Source organism: Priestia sp. FSL W8-0524, assembly GCF_038005965.1.
Taxonomy (GTDB): domain Bacteria; phylum Bacillota; class Bacilli; order Bacillales; family Bacillaceae_H; genus Priestia; species Priestia zanthoxyli.
The window spans coordinates 798,797-820,123 of record NZ_JBBOUG010000001.1; the positions used below are offsets into that span (position 1 = coordinate 798,797).

Genomic DNA, 21,327 nt, shown 5'->3' on the forward strand with positions numbered 1-21,327 from the left:
TATTTCATGTCATGGCTCACCAAATGGTCGTTTAAAAACAAAGCGGCTATTACCATTATGTCTATTTTAATTTTAGCTTTAGGAGTTATTAGTTATTTTACACTTCCGATGGAGTTCCTGCCGACCGCTGATCAGCCTCAAGTGTCAGTAGTAGTTATGGGGCAAGGAACGGATGCGGATTCTATGGAAAAACAAGTTACGTCACCAATTGAAGAAGCGGTAGCCGGTGTTAAAGGAAAAAGCAACGTGTATTCGACAACGGGAGACGGCTATTCCAAAATCGATATTTCATTTGAATCCAAAACGGATATGAAAGAAGCAAAAACAAACGTCCAAGAAGCGCTGTCTTCGGTGCAGCTTCCAGCCAGCGTATCAAAGCCTAATGTTATTCAATTAAACACCTCTATGATTCCCATCGCAGATATTTCACTCACATTTAAAGAAGGATTAACAAGAGATAATCTGGATCTTGCAGAGAAAAAACTGATCCCTAAATATAAAGACATTAAAGGCATTGCCAGTGTTCAAACATATGGAACAGCGGATTCCTACGTGTCTATTAAAGTTGACAATAAAAAATTGTCACAAAAGAACGTGACGATTGATAAAGTCATCAGCGTGTTAGAAGGAAAAAACACGTCGCTTGCAGTTGGAGAAAAAGTCATTAATAACAAGTCGAGCAACATCAATGTAACAGGTAAAGTTGACAGCTTGGACAAAGTGAAAAAGCTGCCGGTTGCACAGGGTGTAACGCTAGGCGACCTTGCAAAAGTAGAGGTCAAAAAGCCTGAAGGCGTCGTGACGCATATTAACGGAAAAGATGCACTTTTACTTATTGTGACAAAAGACAGTCACTCAAACGCCGTTAGCATTACAAAAGAAGTAAAAAAACTTTCTCAGCAAATTAACAAAGACTATAACGATGTGAATGCTTCTGTATTTTTTGCAACAGGGGATAGCGTACAAAACTCTGTTCATTCCATGATGAAAGAAGTGTTGCTAGGCGCACTTTTTGCGACTATTGTCATCATGCTGTTTTTACGCAGCGTTCGCTCTACGTTTATCACAATTGTATCCATTCCGCTATCGCTTTGCTTTACGCTTTTTTTATTATCCAAATCAGGCGTCACGCTTAATATTTTAACACTTGGAGGAGTAGCGGTAGCGATTGGGAGATTGGTAGATGATAGTATCGTTGTCATTGAAAACATCTTCCGCAAAATGCAAAAAGAAGAGTTTTCGCTTGGACTGATTATTGATGCCACAAAAGAAGTAGGCTCTGCTATTACCGCTTCTACGTTAACGACAGTAGCCGTCTTTTTACCAATCGGCCTTGTAAACGGAGGACTTCAAGACTTTATGCTTCCGTTTGCTCTAACGCTGACGTATTCGCTGCTGTCTTCATTAATTGTGGCGCTTACCGTTGTACCGTTAATGAGTGCAGGATTATTAAAAAATGAAAAACTTCGCAAGCACAAGCAGCCGGTTCGTTTTACAAAGTTTATTACATGGTCGCTTAATCATAAATGGGTTGTACTGCTGCTTTCGCTGCTTTTATTTGTCGGATCTATTGGCGCGTACACGATGATGCCTAAAGGAGCGGTTGATAACTCTTCATCTGACTTTGTAGGCACAACGTTAAGCTATCCAAATAACACGCCAATTAAAACCGTAGAAGAAAAATCACTGCAGCTTGAACGCTATATTTTAGCTCAAAAAGAAGTGAAAGAAGTATACATGCAGCTTGGTAATACGGCCGAAGGAGCCAAGTGGGGAGACGTTGGTTCGCCTACTGAAGCTACGTATACGATTACCGTAAAAGACGGTGAAAACACGGATTCGCTAATGAAACGAATTCAAAATCAAAAGAAACTCTATGACGGAGGAGATCTTAGCGTCAGTGCTGCTTCATTAATGGGAGCGTCTACTACTTCCATTACCGTTGATGTAATTGGAAACGACATGAACAAGTTAGAAAAAACAGCAAGCAGCATTAAGAAAGAAATCAACGATATAAAAGGAGTAGACAAAGTTTCTACGAACCAAGACGAAAAGAAAACGATTTACTCTTTAGACGTAGATCCAACAAAAGCGAATACACAGCAAGTAGCGCAGCAGCTTGGCGTTATGCTGAATAAAACGCCGATTGGAGCGGTAGATTTAGAAGGCAAGCAAGCAAACGTATTTCTTGAATCTGTCTTAAATCCAACGTCACCAAAAGAGTTAAAAGATATTTCTATTATGACAGAGACAGGACCGTCACCTGTTTCAAAAGTGGCTTCGCTAACGCAAGCTGAAAAGCCAACAAATCAGTTTCATAAAAATGGAGACCCATATATTCAAATAACAGCAGATGTCAATCCAGAAAAGCTTTCAGAGATTAATAAAAACATCCAAACAACCATTTTTGGAGACAGTAATAATAAAGGACTCTCCATTTCAAAAGATGTTGACGTTGTAATTGGAGGAGCAAGCACTCAGCAAGGAGAAGATTTCTCTGACTTGTTCATTACGATGCTCGTTTCGATTGGTATTGTGTTCTTAATTATGGTCATCACGTTTAAAACAATCCGTACGCCGTTTGCCATTTTATTTTCACTTCCGCTTGCTGCCATCGGTGCCGTTTTAGGATTATTAATCAGCCGTATTCCAGTAGACGTAACGGCTTTACTTGGAGCACTGATGCTGATTGGTATTGTTGTAACCAACGCCATTGTACTATTAGACCGCGTGAAGCAAAATGAAAAGAAAATGATTATGCGCGATGCCATTGTAGAAGCAGCCGCTACGCGTATGCGTCCAATTGTCATGACGTCTGCTGCTACGATTTGTGCGATGCTGCCGCTTTTATTTAAACAAAGCGAAAGCGGAAGCCTCGTTTCTCAAAGTCTTGCAGTCGTTGTAATCGGAGGATTGGCTGTTGCAACTCTTCTTACGCTTGTAGTCATTCCAGTTGTATATGAACTGCTTCATTTTAGAAAATCGAAAAAGCAAAGAATACAGCAAAAACAGCAGGAAGACGTAACGCCGCTATAATGTTTAAAAGAGGTTAGGACATAAGTAATTTAGTTGAAGGAAGAGGCTGGGACAAAAGGATTTTAGACAAAGTGAAAACCGAACCATTAATCAAGATGTTTGATTCGTGGTTCGGTTTTTTTGTTAGGGTAAACATAGGTTTCATGTGTGTAAGTCTTTCTAGCAGTTGATTGGAGGGCAAGGCGAAGACTCCTGCGGGAAAAGCGGAACAGGTGAGACCCCGCAGGAGCATATGCGACGAGGAGGCTCAGCGGCCGCCCGCGGAAAGCGAAGCCTTGCACGGAAATCAACTGCGGTGTCACAAGCGGCTCAGCTCATTCTCTCATTTGTTTGTCTTTAGCTGGAATTGATTTGGTTACGTTCCAGCCTCTTTTTTATGAAACTTTTTGACTAGTCAAACGTATAGTTAGATAAAGAAATGGAGGGGTAGTATGTTTCGAATAAAAGAGCGATGTTCCGTTTGTCAAAAAGAAATTCAGCCGAATGAAGAAGTATGGATGAGAATGAAGTATCCAAGTAAAAGAGGAATGACCGAAATCAAAGCTTTTTTACATCAAGAAGCGCAGTTTGTATGCATGGACTGCTTTGAAAAAACAAAAAAATGAGTCAAATGCACGTGTTCTCTTTTCAAAATATTGACATATTATATTTTATAGTTTAATATTTAGATAATTATCTAAATACTTAAATATGATGGAGATGAACTTTAATTGAATGAAACGTTTAAAGCCTTAGCGGATCCCACTCGCAGGAAGATTTTAGAGCTACTAAAAGAGCGGGATTTAACCGCAGGAGAAATTTCCGAGTATTTTAATATGACCAAACCAAGCATCTCAAATCATTTAAAAATCTTGAAGCAAGCGGACCTCGTTCAAGATGAAAAAAGAGGGCAGTTTGTGATTTATTCATTAAATACAACCGTTTTTCAAGATTTAATCGGCTGGTTTTTCAGCTTTCAGAAAGGAGAGAGTTAAATGAAAAAACACGTATTTCCTTTAAGTATTACTCTTTTAACACTGGTTGCATGGATAATTGCACTGCCGCATCTTCCAGCTACGATGCCCATTCACTGGGGAGCAAATGGAGAAGCAGACGGATTTGCAACGAAGATCAATGCAATGATCTTAACAGTAGGCATCATGGTACTTATTTATTTTATCATTGCATTTGTTCCGCGAATTGACCCTCGTAAAGAAAATTATAAGTACTTTTCAAAAACGTATAATATCCTGTTAAACGCCGTACTGCTATTATTCTTTTTTGTAAATATGAGCACTATTTTACAGGGGCTTGGCTATAACGTGCCGATGTCGTACATTGCTCCGATTATGGCTGGACTCGTTTTTATCATTATCGGAAACTACTTGCAGCGCGTACGCTCTAACTATTTTATGGGGATTCGTACACCGTGGACATTGAGCAATGAAAACGTATGGAAAAAGACGCATCGTTTATCTGGAAAGATCTTTTTTATCGGCGGACTGCTGATTCTTATTAGCGCTTTTTTACCTGATGGATACAAGTCAGTTATCATGTGGGGGAGTATCGTTCTGTGCGTGGCGATTCCTTATCTGTATTCGTACTTGGCGTATAAAAAAGAAATGAATATGTAAGCATACCAAAAAATCCGGTGAACACACCGGATTTTTTTATGGATAACATATCAGCCGTAACGCCACCGTTCGTGTCACGCCGGCTGATGAGAATAAATACAGCATAAAGTATGAAACGCGTTTCAGGTCAAGAGCTGCTATGAAAAAACTTACATTTGCTTGCGGTCGCTTGCTTCAGGCGGCTTTTCAATCCAGCCGTTTTTAATCATCACTTCGCTGCAGCGCCCCGCTACTTTTAAGTCCCGTAAAATACACGCTTCACAGTGCCCGACAATATCAAGCCTCATGCTGGTAGTCATTGCCGTTGCGTAATAGGTAATGGCTACTTTAAACATCGCTCCTGCGTGAAACGTCATCAGCTTTTCTGAAAAAGGCGCGTGCGTAGACGTTGTGATTTCATTATCCAAAAGCGGAGGCGTATGAAGGTTTTCTTCGTGCATAATGGAAGAATAAAGCTCAATATGCTTATGCGCCACATCAAGCCCCGTCTCCATGACTTTCCGCACGTCTTTTCGTTTACTTACTTGTTTAAAGGCAATTAAAAGCGCTTTGGTTGCCATGCTTTTGCGCAAATTAAAATAAATATTTCCGGCTTCCGTTGCGTTTAAAAGGCGCTGCTTTCCTACAAAATCAAGAGCGTAAGTCAAATCTGTGATGTGCTCTTGTTGTTTCGGGTTTAAAAAATAAGGAGCCGGCACATAAAGATTTTTTGCTAAAAGCAGGTCGAGAGACCGATTATATACTTCCATCACGTCCAAATTACACTGATGATAATAATCTCGAAGATCTCGGCGAACGGACACGCTAAATGAAATGCCGTATCCTGCCAAGCCATGAATCGTCATGTCATGAAGATATTTCAGCCAAAACGAGTCTGTAAAAAGCGGAGGTGCGTGCAAGTCCACATCTTCATCTGTAAATCCTTTTGGCAACGGAAAATGCTCGGCATGAAAAATGGCAGTCAGCAGCTCAATATGCTTTTTTGATAGCTCTAGCGAAAAGGCAAACAGCGCCCGAATCTCTGCATCCGTGACCGTTGCAAGAACGTGTTTCGCTACACAAACCGCCAGCGTATCCTGCTGATACTGCGCGCATAGACTCGTTATTTCAGGCGAAGTCAAACGCTTGCTTTCTGCGTTCAATAGGCTTTCCTCCTATCTATAAAAATGGTACGTATTTATAAAAAACAGATAAGTATAGTGTGGACAAGGATGTGTTAAATTATTCCATGAGTAAAGAAGGATAAAAATAGAAAAAAGACCTGCCCGGCAAAAAGCAGATCTCTATGTAAAGCGTTTATTTTTTATTGAATGCTTTTTCAATTTCAGGGTAGGTAATGCCGTATTTTTTAGAGACGGTAACTAAACTCATAATTTCTTCTTCAGCAGGTGGTCCCACTTGCGGCAGAGGAGCACTTTCTGGAACGGAAATACCAAGTTCTTTAACGAATGAATCAAAGCCTGCAGGAGAAGCAGTAAGGATAAATTCTGTTTCTTCTGGTCCGGTCACAAAGCGGTGCTGAATACCTCGAGGAGCAAAAACATAATCGCCTGCTTTTGCTTCAATTATTTTTTCTCCTATGTAGAAAATCATTGAGCCGCGCTTTACATAAAACGTTTCGTCTTCATGTTCGTGAAGGTGAAGCGGGGGACCTTGGTTTGCTGGTTTCACTACGTGCGCTACAGCGTAAGCTCCGTTTGTGTCTTCACCTGATACAAGAAGCGTTACTTTTTCATCAAGAAAATGAAATGTGTTTTGATCGTGCGGCGTACGGTGAAAAGCGTTTGTTAGCTGATTATGAGTTGCTGTCATCCTTTTATCTCCTCAAAAAACATATTTTGAGATTATTGTATACTAATATGAACGTTTTGTGTGTAAATTAATAGTTAAAAAGAATTATTTATTTACATTTATTATCTTTTTATAGTTCTATTGTTATTGATTATGGATTTTCCATATAATTTCCTTTGTCTATTTTCCAAAACTACCCAGTATGCTAACATAAAGATAGAACCCTTAAATGGATAAGTCATGTATGAGATGTAAAAGGAGAGTTTCGATGAAGTTGTTTAAAGATGCGTCTAAACGAGAGCATCAAAATTGGAATAAAGCTGTGTCGGCAGGTTTTTATATCCTTTTATTGTTGCTGTTTGTGAACGTAATAATGTATACCTATAAAGGTGCCGAGTTAGTGTCGTCATTTTCTATGTTTTGGACAGGGATCATTGTGACGTTTGGCTATCAGTTCATTTTAAATAGAAAAAGTGAGGAAAAATGAATAAACAGCCTTGGCACCGTTCAGAAAAATTTTTGCTGCTGCTGTGCTTTTTTGCACCACCCATCGGTTATATAGCGGTGGTAGTAAATAAGAAAAAGCTCAGCCGAGAGCAGTGGCTGAGTAACTTAACGGTAGCGACTATTATCATGTCCATATGGATGCTGAAGTTTTTACCTCATCAGTGGGGAACGATTATTTTATTCACGGGCGTGGGAATCTATTGGTATCACCGAATGTTGAAGAAGTTTAAGAAGTAGCGGCAGGGATAAAGAAAGTTAAATTTTCCCCCTTTGATATTTTGAAAAAAGAAGTTAAAATATTATAGTAATACAAATTTGTCCTACCCATGTAAATAAAAGTATGTATTTACTATGTTTTATAATTAGTTAAGAATAGAGCCAACCAAAGCGGTTGGTTTTTTGTATGAGTTCATTCTTTTTTTGTGGAAATTGAAGAATAGTATCCGATGTAAAGCTAGAGCATATAGGCAGGTTTTAAAACTGTCGGATCAGTTCTTTAAACAGGAGGCCATCACTAGTGTCGATAAAGAAAAAGTTGTCCGTATTCTTTACTTTGCTGGTATTGTGTATTCTACTAGCAAATAACACCTTGCACTACATTAGATCAAAAAATAGATTAACAGAGTTTAATCAAAGGGAAATCACGCTGGTCACAGAAGAAATTGCGTACGAAGTCGAAAATTCTAAAAATAGTGCTTCCTATATGGAAAATCGGATGGCACAGGAATTACGAACGGCTTCAATTGCAATTCAACAGTCTTTGCCTGCTGATTACCGAGACGTTACCAATGACGAGTTAAAACAGTTGGCTAAAAAACTGATGGTATCTCATATTACACTATTAGCACCCGTAGCAGGTGATATTATAGGCGTGAAATCTTCTGACCCTAAGGAAATTAATATGTCTACAAAAGAGTGGGGCTATTGGTATACCTCCTTTCAGCAGCTTCTTTCTCAGCAGCCGGTCACGACAACAAAAGGATTGACTTTACCTCACTATTGGAGCGGGCCGATTGAAGTAGCTTCTAGCAACCCTAATCACATTGACAAATGGGGCTATTATTATGACGGGTCTACTAATTATATTATTGATCCTTATTTCCGGGATCAGCACGTCCTCGATTTTGAAAAAAGGTTTGGCCCTACGAACGTGATGGACCGCTTTACAGAAAATCTTGAAGGCGTTCTTGAACTAACGGCTTTTAACCCGAAAAACTTCGGGAAAAGAAATCAAAACGTATATTTAAACGGCAATAAATATATTAGAATAAAAGATCAGCCGATTTGGTACGGTACATACACGTATCGAAATACCGAACGTGATAAAAAGTCCATTCAAAAGGCCTTGGAAACGGGAAAATCACAAAGCTATACTGCTGAAATTAACGATAAAAAAGTATTAAAAACATTGGTACCGATTAAAGAAAAAAACTCTCCAGCTTACGTGATAGGTGTAGTGTATGACTACGGACTTATTAAAAAAGAGCTGCAGCAAGAATTAATCAAACATTTACTGCTGTCTCTTCCGTTTATCTTTATTGTCCTTATTATCAGCTTTGTTTTCTCTACATCCATTACGCGGCCGATTAAACATATTATGGAGCACGTAAATCAAATCGCCAAAGGCAATTTTGGCAAGGTGCTGAATGTAAGAAGAAAAGATGAGCTGGGAGGACTTGTAGCAAATATCAACCACCTTTCTCATTTTTTAAAAACATATGTGGCCGATTTAAAGAAAAGTCAGGAAGAAAGTGAGTACCATGCGTACCACGACTTTTTGACAGGATTGCCGAACAGAAGATATTTTAAAGAAGAATTAAACAGGCGCTTAATTGAGTCGAAGGAAAAGTCCATTCGTCACGTAGCCGTGTTATTTATGGATATAGACCGGTTTAAAGATATTAATGATACGCTAGGGCATTCAAAAGGCGATCAGCTTATACAGCTGATCGCCAACCGTATTAAAGAATGTCTGCCTCCTGCTAACAGCTTTCTTACAAGGCAAGGAGGAGACGAGTTTGTCATTTTATTCAGTGATTTTACACCGGAAGAAGTTAAAGGTATCACCGAGAAGATCATTGCATATGTTCAACAGCCCTGCTACATTGACAATGATGAAGTTTTCGTCAGTATCAGCAGCGGGTTAAGCTTTTATCCGGAGCACTCTACGAATTTGGACACGCTTATTACGTATGCAGATGTCGCCATGTATGCTTCAAAAAGACAGGGCGGCAATAAAGTAAGTATTTATCATGATTCGTTAAATCAAAAACAAGCTGAAAAAGTTCACATCGAAACGCGCTTGCGAAAAGCAATTCAAAAAGGTGACATTGACGTTTACTATCAGCCTAAAATAGAAGCAAAGCGCAATGTAATCACCGGCGTAGAAGCATTAGTTCGCTGGAATGACGCAGAACTTGGATTTGTTTCTCCGGAAGTATTTATCCCTATCGCAGAAGAAACTGGTTTGATTCAGTCTCTATGGGAAGTTGTCATGAAAAAAGCTTGTTCTCAAGTCAGCAAATGGAACAAGGATCGAAACGAAAAAATGACGCTAGCGGTTAACTTTTCTCCGCGGCAGTTTCAAGATCCGATTGTGTTAGTTAATGAAATACAGCAATTTCTTTCGCTTCATAGATTTGATTCCGCATGGTTTGAAATGGAAATTACGGAAAGTACATTGCTGATGAACGCGGAAGAAACGATTAAAGCTTTACATCTGTTAAAGAAATATGGTATATCAATTTCTATCGATGATTTTGGAACCGGATATTCTTCATTGAGCTATTTAAAAAAATTACCAATCGATTGTTTGAAAATCGACCGGTCTTTTATCCAGGATATTCAAGAAGATTACAGCAACAGTGAAATTGCGCAGGCGATTATCAGCTTATCTCAAAGCTTAAAGCTTGAAGTAATCGCAGAAGGTGTGGAAGAAGAATATCAAAAAGCGTTTTTAATGGAAAATGGCTGTGATCACATGCAGGGGTACTTGTTTAGCAAGCCTCTTGCTGCAAAAGATTTTGAAGCAGCGTTTTTAAATAGCTGAAGCAAAACCATCATTTAAAAATAAACTTACTAAGAAAAGGGAAGAGGACATAAAAAGATGGCACTTAGCACACAAAATTTAATTGCTCAAAAATTTTTAGAAACAGTAGGCACGAATTCAACTGAAATAGATAAAAAAATAGGTCAAGCTGACACATTTATGAATGCGGTGAAAGAACTGATAGATTTATGCGGAGATAATCCGGAAAGAGACGGCCTTGAAGAAACGCCGTACCGCGTGTTAAAGGCGTTTTTAGAATACACGGAAGGCTACCGTGAAGATCCGAAAGCTCATTTGGAAAAAACATTCGATGTGAATCACAATGAACTGGTATTGATACGAGATATTGAATTTCACTCAATGTGTGAACATCACTTTGCGCCGTTCTTTGGCGTTGCGCACGTTGGATATATACCGGATAAAAAAATCACAGGTTTATCTAAAATCGCTCGTACGGTAGAAGGATACGCAAAGAGATTTCAAGTTCAAGAACGTCTAACAAATGAAATTGCAGATGCAATCGAAGAAGTGTTAGAGCCGAAAGGAGTTATGGTAATTATTGAAGCGAAGCATATGTGCATGTGCGGAAGAGGAATTAAAAAATCTTCAGCTTCTACAGCCACTTCATCGGTTCGGGGAACATTTATGGAAAAACCAGAGGTTCGAGGAGAATTTTTATCTCTTTTACAGCGACAAATGTAAAGAAACAACAAGCCATATAAGCTGAGAAGCAGAAGCGAGGTGAGCTGTATGCAACACGTTGACGTACTGATTATTGGCGGAGGGCCCGCTGGCATCTCTGCTGCCGTGTGGTGTAAAAGGCTAGGCGTTGAGTGCTTGCTTCTTGAAGAGCAGGCACAGTTAGGCGGACAGCTTTTTACGATTTATAATGAGATTATTGATTATCCCGGAATACAAGCGGAAAATGGAATTGAGATGCAGCGTAAAATGGTTCAGCATTTTATCGATATGGACTGCTTATATGAAGCGAATACAAAAGTAATTTCCATTGACGAACGTTTTAAAACAGTAAAAGTAAAGCAGCAAGAAACTGAAAAGGAAATTGGCTATACGTATCTTATTTTAGCAACGGGTTCTAGTCAGCGAAAGCTCGGAGTGCCGGGTGAACAGCAAATGATTGACCGAGGAGAAGTGTATTCAGCTTCAGCAGACGGAGAACGGTTAACAGGTAAAAGGGTTGCTTTCATTGGCGGAGGAGACCGGGCGTTTGAAGGAGCACATCTTTTAGCATCAAAAGCAAAACAAGTATATTTGATTCATCGTTCTACGCATTTTAAAGCAAGAGAGCAATACGTTGAAAAAGTTCTTTCCGACCCCGGCGTTAAAGTGATGACAGACACCGAAGTGACCGCTATACACGGAAAGCATCGCGTCACATCAATTGATTTAAAAAGTAAAAACGGTGAGTCCAAGAATTTATTGGTAGACGCAGTGCTAATCAGACTAGGCGTAGCGCCCAATGTTGAACTTATTAAAGAAAAAGTCACGACTACACAAAGCGGGCTCATCGTCATTAATGAAGTGCATCAAAGCAGCAACCCATCTATTTACGCCATTGGAGACGCGTGCACGACTCCCTTGTTTTCTAGTATCAGTTCTTCAGCCGGTCAAGGAGCGATTGTAGCCAAGCATGTATCGAGTCTTTTGAATGATTGATAATATAAAAAAGCATCTATCAAATTGATAGATGCTTTTTTACGTAACATAGTAAAAGAAACATAGCAGAAGTACGTTCACAGGCAGACAAATCGTTTGGAAAAAAGCAGTGTAGTTTTGAGGCACAGCGCTGATTCTTTTTACTAAAATACACTCGGTAATGAAATTAAAAAGAACGATGATAGAAGCGACTGTTATATAAGTCCAGACGTTCTGCTGAAACAAACGAGTAAAAAGAGGCGAGAAAAGAAGCAGAAAAGCAGCGGTTTGAAAGGAACCCCTAGAAAATAGATCATGTTTTTTAACACTTTGATTCACGCTATCCCTCCTTTATATGTTTTATTTTACCAAATGAAAAAGACTTTAAAAACCTTTTCGGCTATCTTTACCTGAGATGTTCCTCATTTGGGGAAAGTAGGGTAAAATATATGTCAAATGTAACTTATTCTACTAGTATAGAAGAAATAGATAAAAGGAGGCAGCATGAGACCTTGCCAGATAAAAACACGGAGAAGGAGCAGTCGATCATGATCATGAAACATCTTGATCGTTTGAACACGCAGCTTTTAAAAGAATACAGTGAAGGTATTTTTTTTATCAACTGTGAAGGGGATATCATGTTTAGCAACGAGGCAGCCTTCAAGCTAACAGGAAACGAACACAAACAAAAAAGCCAGCAGTTGACAGCTCTTATACATAAGTCGAAACAACAGCAGGCCCAAGAGCTTTTTCAACGTGCTTTAAAAGGGGAAAAAGTTCATTTTTCAACGACAATCAATCATAAAACAAAAAAAGAACTTCATTTATATATTACGCTCATTCCTATTATCGTAAATGAGCAAGTTGCGGGTGTTTATGCCGTATGCAGAGATGATTCAAAAGAGCAGGAGCGCTCCAATCACATTTCTCAATTAGAGACGCATTTAAAAATGGAGCAAAAGCTTGCCAATGTGGGAAGCTGGTATTACGACGTGACGGAAGATAAAAGCTATTGGTCACCTCAGCTGTATAATATTTACGGATTAAATCCTGGTCAGCTCTTTACTCCTTCTTTTAAAGATGTTCTTCATTTTATTAAAGAATGTGATCAAAAAAGATTAAAAAAAGCAGTTACAGAGGCACTTTTAACGGGAGAAAGCTATAAAATTGAATACGCGCTAATGCGGCCAAACGGTGAAGAACGTACGGTGTTTGAACAAGCGGACGCAGTAGCAGATGAGCAAGGAAACATCACGCAGCTGATTGGCGTTGTTCATGATATTACCGAATCGAAAGTAATTACGAATGAATTAAAGCAAAAAGAACAGCAGTTTCAAACGATTTATAATAATTTGGATACCGGAATATGGTCCGTTGATGTGCAGCGTAATAAAGTGATTGTATGCTCCAGCGGTGTTAGCAACATTTACGGAGAAGATGTGATTAAATTTTTAGAAGATAGAGATCTGTGGGAAAGCTTTATTCACCCTGAAGATAAACCAGCTGTGGAAAAAGCGCAGCATCAGCTGCAAAAAGGAAAAGCAATTCGCCAGCAGTATCGAATTTATACAAAAACCGGAGAAATGAAGTGGGTAAAAGATCGATGCATTCCAACACTTGATGAGAACGGAAAGCTGGTGCGTATAGACGGCATCATTGAAGATATCACCGCAGAAAAAAAGTACATGGATCAAGTTGAATATCTTGCGACTCATGATCATGTGACAAATTTACCGAATCGAAGAAAGTTTGAAAAGAAATTAAAAAATTTCATTCGGCAAATGAAAAAAGAAAAAGATTCATTAGCGGTCTTTTATCTAGGACTGAATCGCTTCAAGCATATTAATGACACATTAGGCCACGACGTAGGCGATCGCCTGCTGCAGCGTATCGCCAATCGGTTAAAAAAGTTCGTAACGCCAGATGTGATGCTAGCTAGAGTAGGAGAAGACGAGCTTGCGATTTGTTTTTTATCTCTTGCACATATAAATGAATGTCAAAAACTAGCCGCAGCACTTTTTCAACAAATCGAAAAAGAAATTACGATTGACGACTTTTCTCTGTACGTCACAGCCAGTATAGGAATCAGTATCTACCCGCATGACGGTGAAGATGTGAAAACCTTATTAACGAATGCCAACCTTGCTATGCGCCGTGCAAAAGAAATTGGGCGAAGCGACTGGCAGCTGTATTCGCCGTTAATGGACAGCAAGACGTATAAAAGCTATCATCTGGAAAAAGGACTGCGGAACGCACTTCTGCAAGATGAGTTTTTTATTGAATATCAGCCAAAGGTTCATACAAACAGCAGAGAGATTGATAGTATCGAAGCGTTAATTCGCTGGAATCACCCAGAGTGGGGGCGCGTATCACCAGAAAACTTTATTCCATTAGCGGAAGAAACACATTTAATTATTGAACTCGGCGATTGGGTGATCGAGAACGTCTGCAAGCAGCTGCAGCAGTGGAAGAATCAAGGGTTACAAACCGTGCCCGTTTCGATTAACGTCTCGTCTAAACATTTGCTGAAACGAGGATTTGTAGAGCACGTTCAACAAACGTTAGCCCGTTACAACATCGACCCTTCATTCATTGAATTTGAAGTAACGGAAAGCTCCATTATTCAGTATGAAGAACACGTAAAAAAAGTGATGGACGAATTAAAGAAAATTGGCGTAACGTTTTCTTTAGATGATTTTGGCACTGGCTTTTCTTCGTTATCACACTTAAAAGACTTCGAATTTAACACGTTAAAAATCGACAAAACGTTTATTCAACACGCGACTGATAAAGGAAAGCAGCAGGCGATTACAAAAAGCATTTTGTACTTAGCTCATGCTCTTAACATGAAAGTGATCGCAGAAGGCGTTGAAACAAAAGAGCAGCTCGCCTTTTTACAAAAGCACGAATGTTCTTTTATTCAAGGCTATATCGTCAGTCAGCCGGCTGCTCCTCAAATAATCGCCGAATACTTAAAGAAACGATTTCTATAAACAAAGTGATGTCTCCATCGAGACATCACTTTGTTTACGCTTGAATAGGTTTTCTAAGCGTCCAAATTTGGTAAAACATATAAAGAGACTGATAGATTGTCAAATACGTCAGCAAGATCCAGCCGTTCATTAAGTACGGATAAATGGCTTGCTGTACGGAAGGGCTCGTTAAGTAGTCACGGAAATAAATGCATAGGACCACAATCATTCCTGTAAAGGCAATGCCCGTTAAAATCCCTTGCCCTAATTTACTGCGCGTTTTTCCGTTTTCCGCGTTGTATTGATTCGCCCAGCCGTCTTTTTTATTAGCCGCAAGCCTTTCCATCCATACTTGACCAAACGTAATTAAATTCACCCATAAATAAATTTCTGGACTAATCAAAAGACCGGCAAGTATTACATCAATCGGCCTGTGCATCGGCGTTTTGACAGCAAGCATAATATTTAACACAGAAGCTAACGCAATGGGAATGATCCAGAGCCACGACCAGTAAAATTGATCAGTCGCAAGCGCAGCCGATAACAATAAAATAAACAGTAGGCGAATAAGTAAATCACATAGCGTTTTGATCTGTGAACGCCACAGCTTTCCTTTATGCTTGGTTCTGACGTCCAAGTTTCCGTTTGTCAGTAAATCAACGGTTCCAGACTTCCATTTATTACGCTGTTCACGGTACGTATGATAGCTTCTCATCGAGTCCACAAAGCAGCGAGCGCCGGGACTGATTAACGTTTTCCAATTGGATTTTTGCAGCTGCCACGTCAGCAGCATATCTTCAACGTCGCTGTCATTTTGCCAAGGACCGTCAAGCTTATTTTCTTCCACTATATTTTGAAGCGCTTCCGGGCGAAACAGCGTAGCCTGACCGCCAAGTACGTACGTGCTTCCGCCGTGGTACTGAAGATCCAAAAGCCAGCTTGCCATATCCTGCTTTTGCTGATGTGTCCACCACCGGGCTATCGGTCCACCGTACTCGCCGCTTGCAAGCTTTTCCTCATAGTGCACATCATCTTTTGAAAGCGAGCTTTTCTTTTTAGGCATTCTCATCGTATATTTTGCCATCACGCCGCCGATGTTTCGAGACGTCATCAAATCTTCCCATAAATTAATGAGTGCTTTTGGAGCCAAGCGGCTGTCTGCATCCATCCCTAAAATCGCTTTAATTGACTCTTTATACAGCTGCTGATATTTCGTCAGCGTCGTATTATATAAATCCAGTGTATCTCCATATATCTTTTTCCAAGCCGTATTTAACGCGCCGACTTTTCGTTGTTTATTGCCTTCAGTGACCAGTACTTTTACATTTAAATCAAATTCATCTCCGGCCAGCTCCGCTTTTTCTTTTGTGCGGTCCGTACAGTTATCTGCAATCACAAATACATCAAGCTCCACATTATTTGGAAGAAGCTGATCGCCTAATCCTGCCAAGCAGTCGCGAATTGATTTTTCTTCATTGTGCGCCGGAATGAATGCCACAATGCGCGGCCTCATATACGAAGCTCCAATGCTTCCAGTAACGACACGCTGATTGTTCATGTTTTCCTTTACCCCCTGATATATCAGGAAACCCAGCTATCCTAGTCCTAAAGACCTTAGACCTGAAGTTTTGCGTCCCAGCCTTTCGACTGGTTTGCCTTTAACTGAACAAGTTAAGTTCACTACTATTTGTTTTCTTTAAAGAACGAAAATTCTAAAATGATACTATATAACGAATACCTTTTTTAGATTTTACCATAAAAATAGGTTGAATTACCCTAAAAAAGATTCGACAAATTTCGATATGTTTTTATAGCCGATTACGTTGGAAGCGGAAGGAAGGTTGAAAGAAGAATTTTTAATCAGTGAAGTGAAAAGAAAAAAATAAAAAGCGAAATACGTAAATATTTCGCTTTTCGTACGTATATCATCATTCTTTATAAGGAAATGGATCATGTTTATAGGTATGTATAAATGCTGTTGTGAAATTGATATTGTGTTTTATACTGAAGAATTGGCTGAGGCTTTCCCAGCAAATAGCCCTGTGCAAATGGCACGTTAAGAGCACACGCGGTAGCTAAATCTTTTTCATCTTCAATTCCTTCTAATATAAGGGTGGTATCGTCGACATTATAGTTTGTTAACAATTGAACAATTTGCTGTTTTTCTTTTGAACTTGCCAAATTCTTTGCGAAATATCGATCTAATTTAATGTATTTCGGTTTATACTCAATGATTTGTTTTAAGGTAGCAGACCCTGCTCCTACGTCATCGATAGCAATCGCGATGCCTGACTGGTTTAGCCATTGAATTTTATTTGCTAATTCAGGAGCGGCCCAGCTTGCCTGCTCTTTAGCAGATTCATTTAGCTCAAACACAATGTTTCTTTGAGCTTCAGGATGCTTCATCATTAATTGATAGAGAAAATATTCAAAACGAGGGTCCAATAAAGTGGAAGGAAACAAGTTAATAAAAAGCTGCTGCTCCGTAAACAGAGTAAAAGGAAATGCTTCTACCGCTCCTTCAATTGCCGCTGTGTCTATCTCATAAAGTGTCTGATTGAGCCGTGCATGTGAAAACAATTGTTCAATATTTAGCTTAGGATGATCTGAAACGCGCAGTAAACTTTCAAAAGCAAAAATACCCCACGTGTTCAAATCATAGATAGGTTGATAAAAAAAGTGGAATTTACGTTCTTTTAAAATATCTTTAAAATAAACTTCCATATGTCCCCCTTGCCGTGATGATTTAATTTATAACGTTAAAGTACGCTTTCTCCCGCAGCCCTCTTTTTTAACTACTATCTAAATCTAAAATACTATAATACATTTCCTTACATATTGTCTAATTCAAAAGAACTATAACGAGTAGCCATGAGGTCTTTTAATAGAAGAAACAGGCTACTTAAAGGAAAAGAAGGGTCATTTCAGTACAAAAATGAAGTATACTCACTTAAATATGTTTGTTCATCAAAGAGAGACAAATATGTTAAAATGTATTTTGTGTAAAATATAGGTTATTTTATCCATTTAGGAGGAGCGTATGAAAAAGAATGTTGTGCTAATTGTTAGTGCCTTCATGCTGACGCTAAGCTTAAGTGCTTGTAACAGCTTAGGAAATAAGGCGCAGGAAACAAACGAAGAAAAAGTAGTGGAAGCAGCGAGCAACGAGTCAACCGCTGAAGACAATAGTGGAGGTGAAAAAGCAACGCCGGAAGAAATAGAAGAAATGCAGCGTTTAGAAAAAGGGATTCTTTTATACGGTCAAAGCTTTAAAGGAGGCGATTACGGCGCAACCGTTGAACATGCTACGTACACAGTAACGCAAGAAGGTAAAGACAATCCAGGGATTATTTCCGCTAGAGTCACAATAAAAAACGTCCGTGAAGATTCAAAAAGCGTGGATCTTTCCAACATTCAGTTTTCTGTTAAAAATGAGAAGTCTGGAAAATTCTATGAAGGTCAGCCCCTTATAGAGGATGAGCAAAAATTCAAACAAGTGCCATCCGGTTATTCGCTCACATTTGATGTGAAATTCCTCATGAAAAACCCACCAAAAAATGTTAACCATTTTTATCTATACATGGATAGTTCAATCGATCCTTTTGAAGATACTCATTGGCAGCTTGATGGGTTGTCAGAGAGTAAACAGTAGGAATACTTGTTTTTAAATCAATTGCTATTAAATGGTTTAACACATAAATTGTAGGCATTGAATGAAATAACGGGTCTTTTCTGAAAAAAATATTATTGAAGTTGAGCTTAGTAAAGGGACAGGATAATGATCTATCCTGTCTCTTTTACTGTTAATTGTTTAACGTATGTAAAAAATCACTTAATGCTTCTGCTGTTGGAAACTTGAATGAATATCCAAAAGAAATTGGCTGTTTTCCGCCGTTTAACCGCTTGGGAAAGTGTTTTAAAGCTGTACTATGAACTTTTCCATCACTTTGACTTAAGTCTATATTAAATGAAAGAGGACTCACTACAAGATTTATTTCTTTTGTTGGCAGTAAATACACAATATCTTCAGTTTCTTGATGTTTATATTCAAGTCCTTTTGTTGTTTCGTTTGTTAGTTCATAGTTATGAGTTTCAAAAATATGTTGTAAATTGTACATGATAGGGGCTCCTGCCTTTTTAGTAATTATACATATTTTACAAGAATTAGAGGGGTTTTTGAATCACTATATTACCTCTAATTATTTATATATTGTTTGGGGATAATCCCCATTAAATAAATGAAAAGTTTTCTTGGGGGATTTTTTGTGTAAAAATAATCATTTAAAACCATTTTATGTATAAAGATAGGTATAAGATAATGGTTGAATTATATATTTGTAGAGGAAAAAGGTTTAACATGTGGAATTAGAAGTATATATCGGGAAAAGTACAAAACTAAATAAGCGGTTAGAGGGTAGGGGTGGGATATGGAAAGTGTTACTGCAAAAGGGAAAACGATAAAAGAAGCGATTCAAAAAGGGCTGGAATTATTAAATCTTTCCGATCAAGAAGTACATGTGGAAATTATTCAACCAGAAGCAAAAGGGTTTTGGGGAATGGGTTCAAAAGAAGCGCTTGTCAAGCTATCTAAACTAGAACAAACTCTATCGCCTATAGAAAGTGAACACGACCAAAAGTTGAATGACCCGCATTCAATGGATTCAGTACTCCATTCGAGTATAGGAAAAGCGTGGGTGAAAGATGGTGTAATATACAGTCAGCCTTCCGCTACACAGTTTCCGATTGTTACAATTTCCGATGGTATTCAGCTGTATAAAAACAAGCAGCTTGTAACGGAAAACCAAGCGGTGATTGTAGCGGGAGATATGCTGAAACTTGAGCTAGCACCAACGATAGCTCATGAAGAAACAAAGTGGGATGTTCGATTAGACGACACAAAACTAACAGCGTCGATAGACGTAGAGCCAGGTTATAAAGTGGTTCAAAAAATTAGTGACGTTGAACCGAGTCATCATATTGTTTTAAAAGTAGAAGAACAAAAAGAGGTTTATAACCATCTGCAGTATAAAGAAATCGCCCGAAAATTAGACGCCCTGCATATTACGTACGGGTTGAATCAAGTAGAAATGATTAAAGCAGTGGAAACGTTAGAACCAAGTACGTTTGAAGTGGCCAAAGGAGCAGCTCCCAAACAAGGAACAGATGGTTATATTGAATCGAAAACAAACGTTGATCTTCAGCAGCACCTACTAGAGAACGAAAACGGACGAATTGACTACAAAGAATCCAAAACGAATTCTACAGTGGAACCAGGAACAGTCGTCGCCATTATTCATCCTCCAACGTCAGGTCGTTCAGGATACACCGCCACGAATGAATTACTTCCTGCTACGAAAACCGTTCCGATTACTGTTCAGCCAAAACAAGGAGTCACAGTTGCCGATGAGAAAATAATCGCTACCGCATCAGGGCGTCCTCACTTCAGCTATAGTGGAAATCACGTGATGGTTTCAGTGTTGCCTACGCTCATCCACGAAGGAAATGTGAACGTATCGTCAGGAAACATACAGTTTACAGGAGATGTAGAAATTAAAGGAGAAGTGGAAGCAGGCATGCTAGTTGAAGCTGAAGGCAATATTCTCGTGGAACAAGCCGTAAATAAAGCAACGTTAAATGCTTCAGGAGCCGTTATTACCCGCAAAAATATCTTCAACTCAAACATATCGGCTGGAGCACATATGATCCTTGTTATCGAACTGAGTCATGTGCTTCAGAGTATTCACCACAGCATTGAAAAAATGAGTGCTTTATTAAAGCAGCTTGTTTTATCTTCAAGCTTTAAATCAAGTGATGTATCTTCAAACAACTTACAGCCGCTCATCTGTACGCTAATAGAGAAAAAAATGAAAGATTTTCCTATGCTAGTTAAAAAGTACGTGGAGCGAATTAAAAAAGAAGAAACAAATGTAAAAGAAAAAGAGTGGCATGAAGTCGGAACGGAGTTGACGACGTTATTTTTAACAGCATCCACACATTCGGTATCATTAGATACCATCATTCAATTAACTCATAAAATAGAGCGGCTTTGTGAACGAAACCAAACACAAGTTGCGCCCAACTCCTATATTCAAATTGAAAATGCCTCTAGCAGTCGTCTCTATTCTAGCGGCAATATTTTGGTGTTAGGAAGCGGATGTATCAATACGACCATTTACTCCGGAGGTATGGTAAAAGTGAACAGCACGCTTCGAGGCGGAAAAGTATATGCCGAATTAGGCGCTGATATTCACCGAGCAGGTTCCGACAGCGGCACTGCAACATTTATCGAAGTGCCAGAAGACCAAAAGATTTGTATTGAAACTGCCATGGAAGGCACAACCATCAAGATAGGAAGCAAAAAACACACCTTCAAAGAAACCATCAGACAAGTCACAGCAGCGCTTGATCCAAGCGGACGTTTGATGTTGGAGTGACGGCTAACTGAATAGTAAGTATGTGAAAGGGAGGGCTGATGCCTTTCCTTTTTGGTTTGTTTGTTTTATGGAGAGGGGGTTTAACAGGTAGAAAGCAAACCCGCACTATGAACGCTTCGGGGAAGTGTATTTAAAGAGGTGTAAGATAATGAAAAGGTTACTTTCTCATGTTGGAGAAGAAATAAGTGGTTTTAACAAACCTTTAAATATAATTTTATCGTTTGATATGAAATTTTACCTTTATTAAGGAGAAGGTTTGCCGAAAAATG

The 21,327-nt window shown here is 39.0% G+C and carries 19 protein-coding genes and 1 riboswitch; of the genes, 13 read left to right on the forward strand and 6 right to left on the reverse strand.

Annotation, left to right across the window (positions count from 1 at the left end; all coding sequences use genetic code 11):
• Nucleotides 1–6: 6 nt before the first annotated feature.
• The 5 genes from NST66_RS03990 to NST66_RS04010 all read left to right on the forward strand — a co-directional run bounded on the left by NST66_RS03990 (nucleotide 7) and on the right by NST66_RS04010 (nucleotide 4,649).
• Complete coding sequence (locus tag NST66_RS03990; RefSeq protein ID WP_340843079.1) at nucleotides 7–3,036, forward strand: efflux RND transporter permease subunit; 3,030 nt, start codon at nucleotides 7–9, stop codon at nucleotides 3,034–3,036.
• Nucleotides 3,037–3,202: 166 nt separating this feature from the next.
• Nucleotides 3,203–3,376, forward strand: a complete 174-nt coding sequence (locus NST66_RS03995) for a hypothetical protein (protein WP_182028386.1) — start codon at nucleotides 3,203–3,205, stop codon at nucleotides 3,374–3,376.
• 91 nt (nucleotides 3,377–3,467) lie between these two features.
• A complete protein-coding gene (locus NST66_RS04000) occupies nucleotides 3,468–3,641 on the forward strand; it encodes a hypothetical protein (protein ID WP_063248207.1) in 174 nt (57 codons plus the stop codon).
• Between the two features lie 105 nt (nucleotides 3,642–3,746).
• Nucleotides 3,747–4,010: an autorepressor SdpR family transcription factor gene (locus NST66_RS04005; protein ID WP_013082079.1), complete on the forward strand. Its 264-nt coding sequence runs from the start codon at nucleotides 3,747–3,749 to the stop codon at nucleotides 4,008–4,010.
• Nucleotides 4,011–4,649, forward strand: coding sequence for an SdpI family protein (locus NST66_RS04010; RefSeq protein ID WP_154991641.1), 639 nt, complete (start codon nucleotides 4,011–4,013; stop codon nucleotides 4,647–4,649).
• 149 nt (nucleotides 4,650–4,798) lie between these two features.
• Here the strand turns inward: NST66_RS04010 and NST66_RS04015 are convergent, their stop codons facing one another.
• Both NST66_RS04015 and NST66_RS04020 read right to left on the reverse strand, forming a co-directional pair.
• Nucleotides 4,799–5,791, reverse strand: coding sequence for a DUF3231 family protein (locus NST66_RS04015; RefSeq protein WP_340843080.1), 993 nt, complete (start codon nucleotides 5,789–5,791; stop codon nucleotides 4,799–4,801).
• A gap of 154 nt (nucleotides 5,792–5,945) precedes the next feature.
• Nucleotides 5,946–6,461 (reverse strand): cupin domain-containing protein, encoded by a 516-nt coding sequence (locus NST66_RS04020; RefSeq protein ID WP_328171275.1) that lies wholly within the window; start codon nucleotides 6,459–6,461, stop codon nucleotides 5,946–5,948.
• A 247-nt stretch (nucleotides 6,462–6,708) separates the two neighbouring features.
• On the opposite strand from NST66_RS04020, the gene NST66_RS04025 reads away from it, so the two are divergent.
• The 5 genes from NST66_RS04025 to NST66_RS04045 all read left to right on the forward strand — a co-directional run bounded on the left by NST66_RS04025 (nucleotide 6,709) and on the right by NST66_RS04045 (nucleotide 11,673).
• Nucleotides 6,709–6,927, forward strand: coding sequence for a hypothetical protein (locus tag NST66_RS04025; protein WP_034269982.1), 219 nt, complete (start codon nucleotides 6,709–6,711; stop codon nucleotides 6,925–6,927).
• Nucleotides 6,924–7,184, forward strand: a complete 261-nt coding sequence (locus NST66_RS04030) for a hypothetical protein (RefSeq protein WP_028407747.1) — start codon at nucleotides 6,924–6,926, stop codon at nucleotides 7,182–7,184. Before NST66_RS04025 ends, NST66_RS04030 begins: the two co-directional genes overlap by 4 nt.
• A 280-nt stretch (nucleotides 7,185–7,464) precedes the next feature.
• Complete coding sequence (locus tag NST66_RS04035; protein WP_340843081.1) at nucleotides 7,465–9,996, forward strand: EAL domain-containing protein; 2,532 nt, start codon at nucleotides 7,465–7,467, stop codon at nucleotides 9,994–9,996.
• A 57-nt stretch (nucleotides 9,997–10,053) separates the two neighbouring features.
• The gene (gene folE, locus NST66_RS04040) at nucleotides 10,054–10,698 is read left to right on the forward strand and encodes a GTP cyclohydrolase I FolE (RefSeq protein ID WP_025749591.1); all 645 of its coding nucleotides are present in this window, start codon (nucleotides 10,054–10,056) and stop codon (nucleotides 10,696–10,698) included.
• Nucleotides 10,699–10,746: 48 nt separating this feature from the next.
• Entirely contained in the window at nucleotides 10,747–11,673 is a 927-nt protein-coding gene (locus NST66_RS04045; RefSeq protein WP_263034502.1) for an NAD(P)/FAD-dependent oxidoreductase, read from the forward strand.
• Between the two features lie 39 nt (nucleotides 11,674–11,712).
• Here NST66_RS04045 and NST66_RS04050 read toward each other — a convergent pair whose 3' ends face one another.
• On the reverse strand, nucleotides 11,713–11,991 hold the full coding sequence (locus NST66_RS04050) for a hypothetical protein (RefSeq protein WP_263034501.1): 279 nt from the start codon (nucleotides 11,989–11,991) through the stop codon (nucleotides 11,713–11,715).
• A 209-nt stretch (nucleotides 11,992–12,200) separates the two neighbouring features.
• On the opposite strand from NST66_RS04050, the gene NST66_RS04055 reads away from it, so the two are divergent.
• On the forward strand, nucleotides 12,201–14,645 hold the full coding sequence (locus tag NST66_RS04055) for a sensor domain-containing protein (protein ID WP_340843082.1): 2,445 nt from the start codon (nucleotides 12,201–12,203) through the stop codon (nucleotides 14,643–14,645).
• A gap of 34 nt (nucleotides 14,646–14,679) precedes the next feature.
• Here the strand turns inward: NST66_RS04055 and NST66_RS04060 are convergent, their stop codons facing one another.
• Entirely contained in the window at nucleotides 14,680–16,182 is a 1,503-nt protein-coding gene (locus tag NST66_RS04060; protein ID WP_340843083.1) for a glycosyltransferase family 2 protein, read from the reverse strand.
• A gap of 23 nt (nucleotides 16,183–16,205) precedes the next feature.
• A riboswitch (cyclic di-GMP riboswitch) is annotated at nucleotides 16,206–16,291 on the reverse strand.
• Between the two features lie 289 nt (nucleotides 16,292–16,580).
• Nucleotides 16,581–17,348 carry an EAL domain-containing protein gene (locus NST66_RS04065; protein WP_340843084.1) on the reverse strand — a complete coding sequence of 256 codons (768 nt, stop codon included), beginning with the start codon at nucleotides 17,346–17,348 and terminating at the stop codon, nucleotides 16,581–16,583.
• Nucleotides 17,349–17,664: 316 nt separating this feature from the next.
• On the opposite strand from NST66_RS04065, the gene NST66_RS04070 reads away from it, so the two are divergent.
• Nucleotides 17,665–18,276, forward strand: a complete 612-nt coding sequence (locus NST66_RS04070) for a hypothetical protein (RefSeq protein ID WP_340843085.1) — start codon at nucleotides 17,665–17,667, stop codon at nucleotides 18,274–18,276.
• 151 nt (nucleotides 18,277–18,427) lie between these two features.
• On the opposite strand, the gene NST66_RS04075 is transcribed toward NST66_RS04070, so the two are convergent.
• On the reverse strand, nucleotides 18,428–18,742 hold the full coding sequence (locus NST66_RS04075; RefSeq protein WP_340843086.1) for a hypothetical protein: 315 nt from the start codon (nucleotides 18,740–18,742) through the stop codon (nucleotides 18,428–18,430).
• A gap of 309 nt (nucleotides 18,743–19,051) precedes the next feature.
• Here NST66_RS04075 and NST66_RS04080 point away from each other — a divergent pair, with 309 nt between their 5' ends.
• Nucleotides 19,052–21,058, forward strand: coding sequence for a FapA family protein (locus NST66_RS04080; protein ID WP_340843087.1), 2,007 nt, complete (start codon nucleotides 19,052–19,054; stop codon nucleotides 21,056–21,058).
• Nucleotides 21,059–21,327 lie beyond the last annotated feature (269 nt).

Coding starts and splice junctions, on each gene's coding strand:
- NST66_RS03990 (WP_340843079.1), top strand. CDS start 7: ATGTCATGGCTCACCAAATGGTCGTTTAAAAACAAAGCGGCTATTACC.
- NST66_RS04000 (WP_063248207.1), top strand. CDS start 3,468: ATGTTTCGAATAAAAGAGCGATGTTCCGTTTGTCAAAAAGAAATTCAG.
- NST66_RS04010 (WP_154991641.1), top strand. CDS start 4,011: ATGAAAAAACACGTATTTCCTTTAAGTATTACTCTTTTAACACTGGTT.
- NST66_RS04020 (WP_328171275.1), bottom strand. CDS start 6,461: ATGACAGCAACTCATAATCAGCTAACAAACGCTTTTCACCGTACGCCG.
- NST66_RS04025 (WP_034269982.1), top strand. CDS start 6,709: ATGAAGTTGTTTAAAGATGCGTCTAAACGAGAGCATCAAAATTGGAAT.
- NST66_RS04030 (WP_028407747.1), top strand. CDS start 6,924: ATGAATAAACAGCCTTGGCACCGTTCAGAAAAATTTTTGCTGCTGCTG.
- folE (WP_025749591.1), top strand. CDS start 10,054: ATGGCACTTAGCACACAAAATTTAATTGCTCAAAAATTTTTAGAAACA.
- NST66_RS04045 (WP_263034502.1), top strand. CDS start 10,747: ATGCAACACGTTGACGTACTGATTATTGGCGGAGGGCCCGCTGGCATC.
- NST66_RS04055 (WP_340843082.1), top strand. CDS start 12,201: ATGATCATGAAACATCTTGATCGTTTGAACACGCAGCTTTTAAAAGAA.
- NST66_RS04060 (WP_340843083.1), bottom strand. CDS start 16,182: ATGAACAATCAGCGTGTCGTTACTGGAAGCATTGGAGCTTCGTATATG.
- NST66_RS04065 (WP_340843084.1), bottom strand. CDS start 17,348: ATGGAAGTTTATTTTAAAGATATTTTAAAAGAACGTAAATTCCACTTT.
- NST66_RS04070 (WP_340843085.1), top strand. CDS start 17,665: ATGAAAAAGAATGTTGTGCTAATTGTTAGTGCCTTCATGCTGACGCTA.
- NST66_RS04075 (WP_340843086.1), bottom strand. CDS start 18,742: ATGTACAATTTACAACATATTTTTGAAACTCATAACTATGAACTAACA.
- NST66_RS04080 (WP_340843087.1), top strand. CDS start 19,052: ATGGAAAGTGTTACTGCAAAAGGGAAAACGATAAAAGAAGCGATTCAA.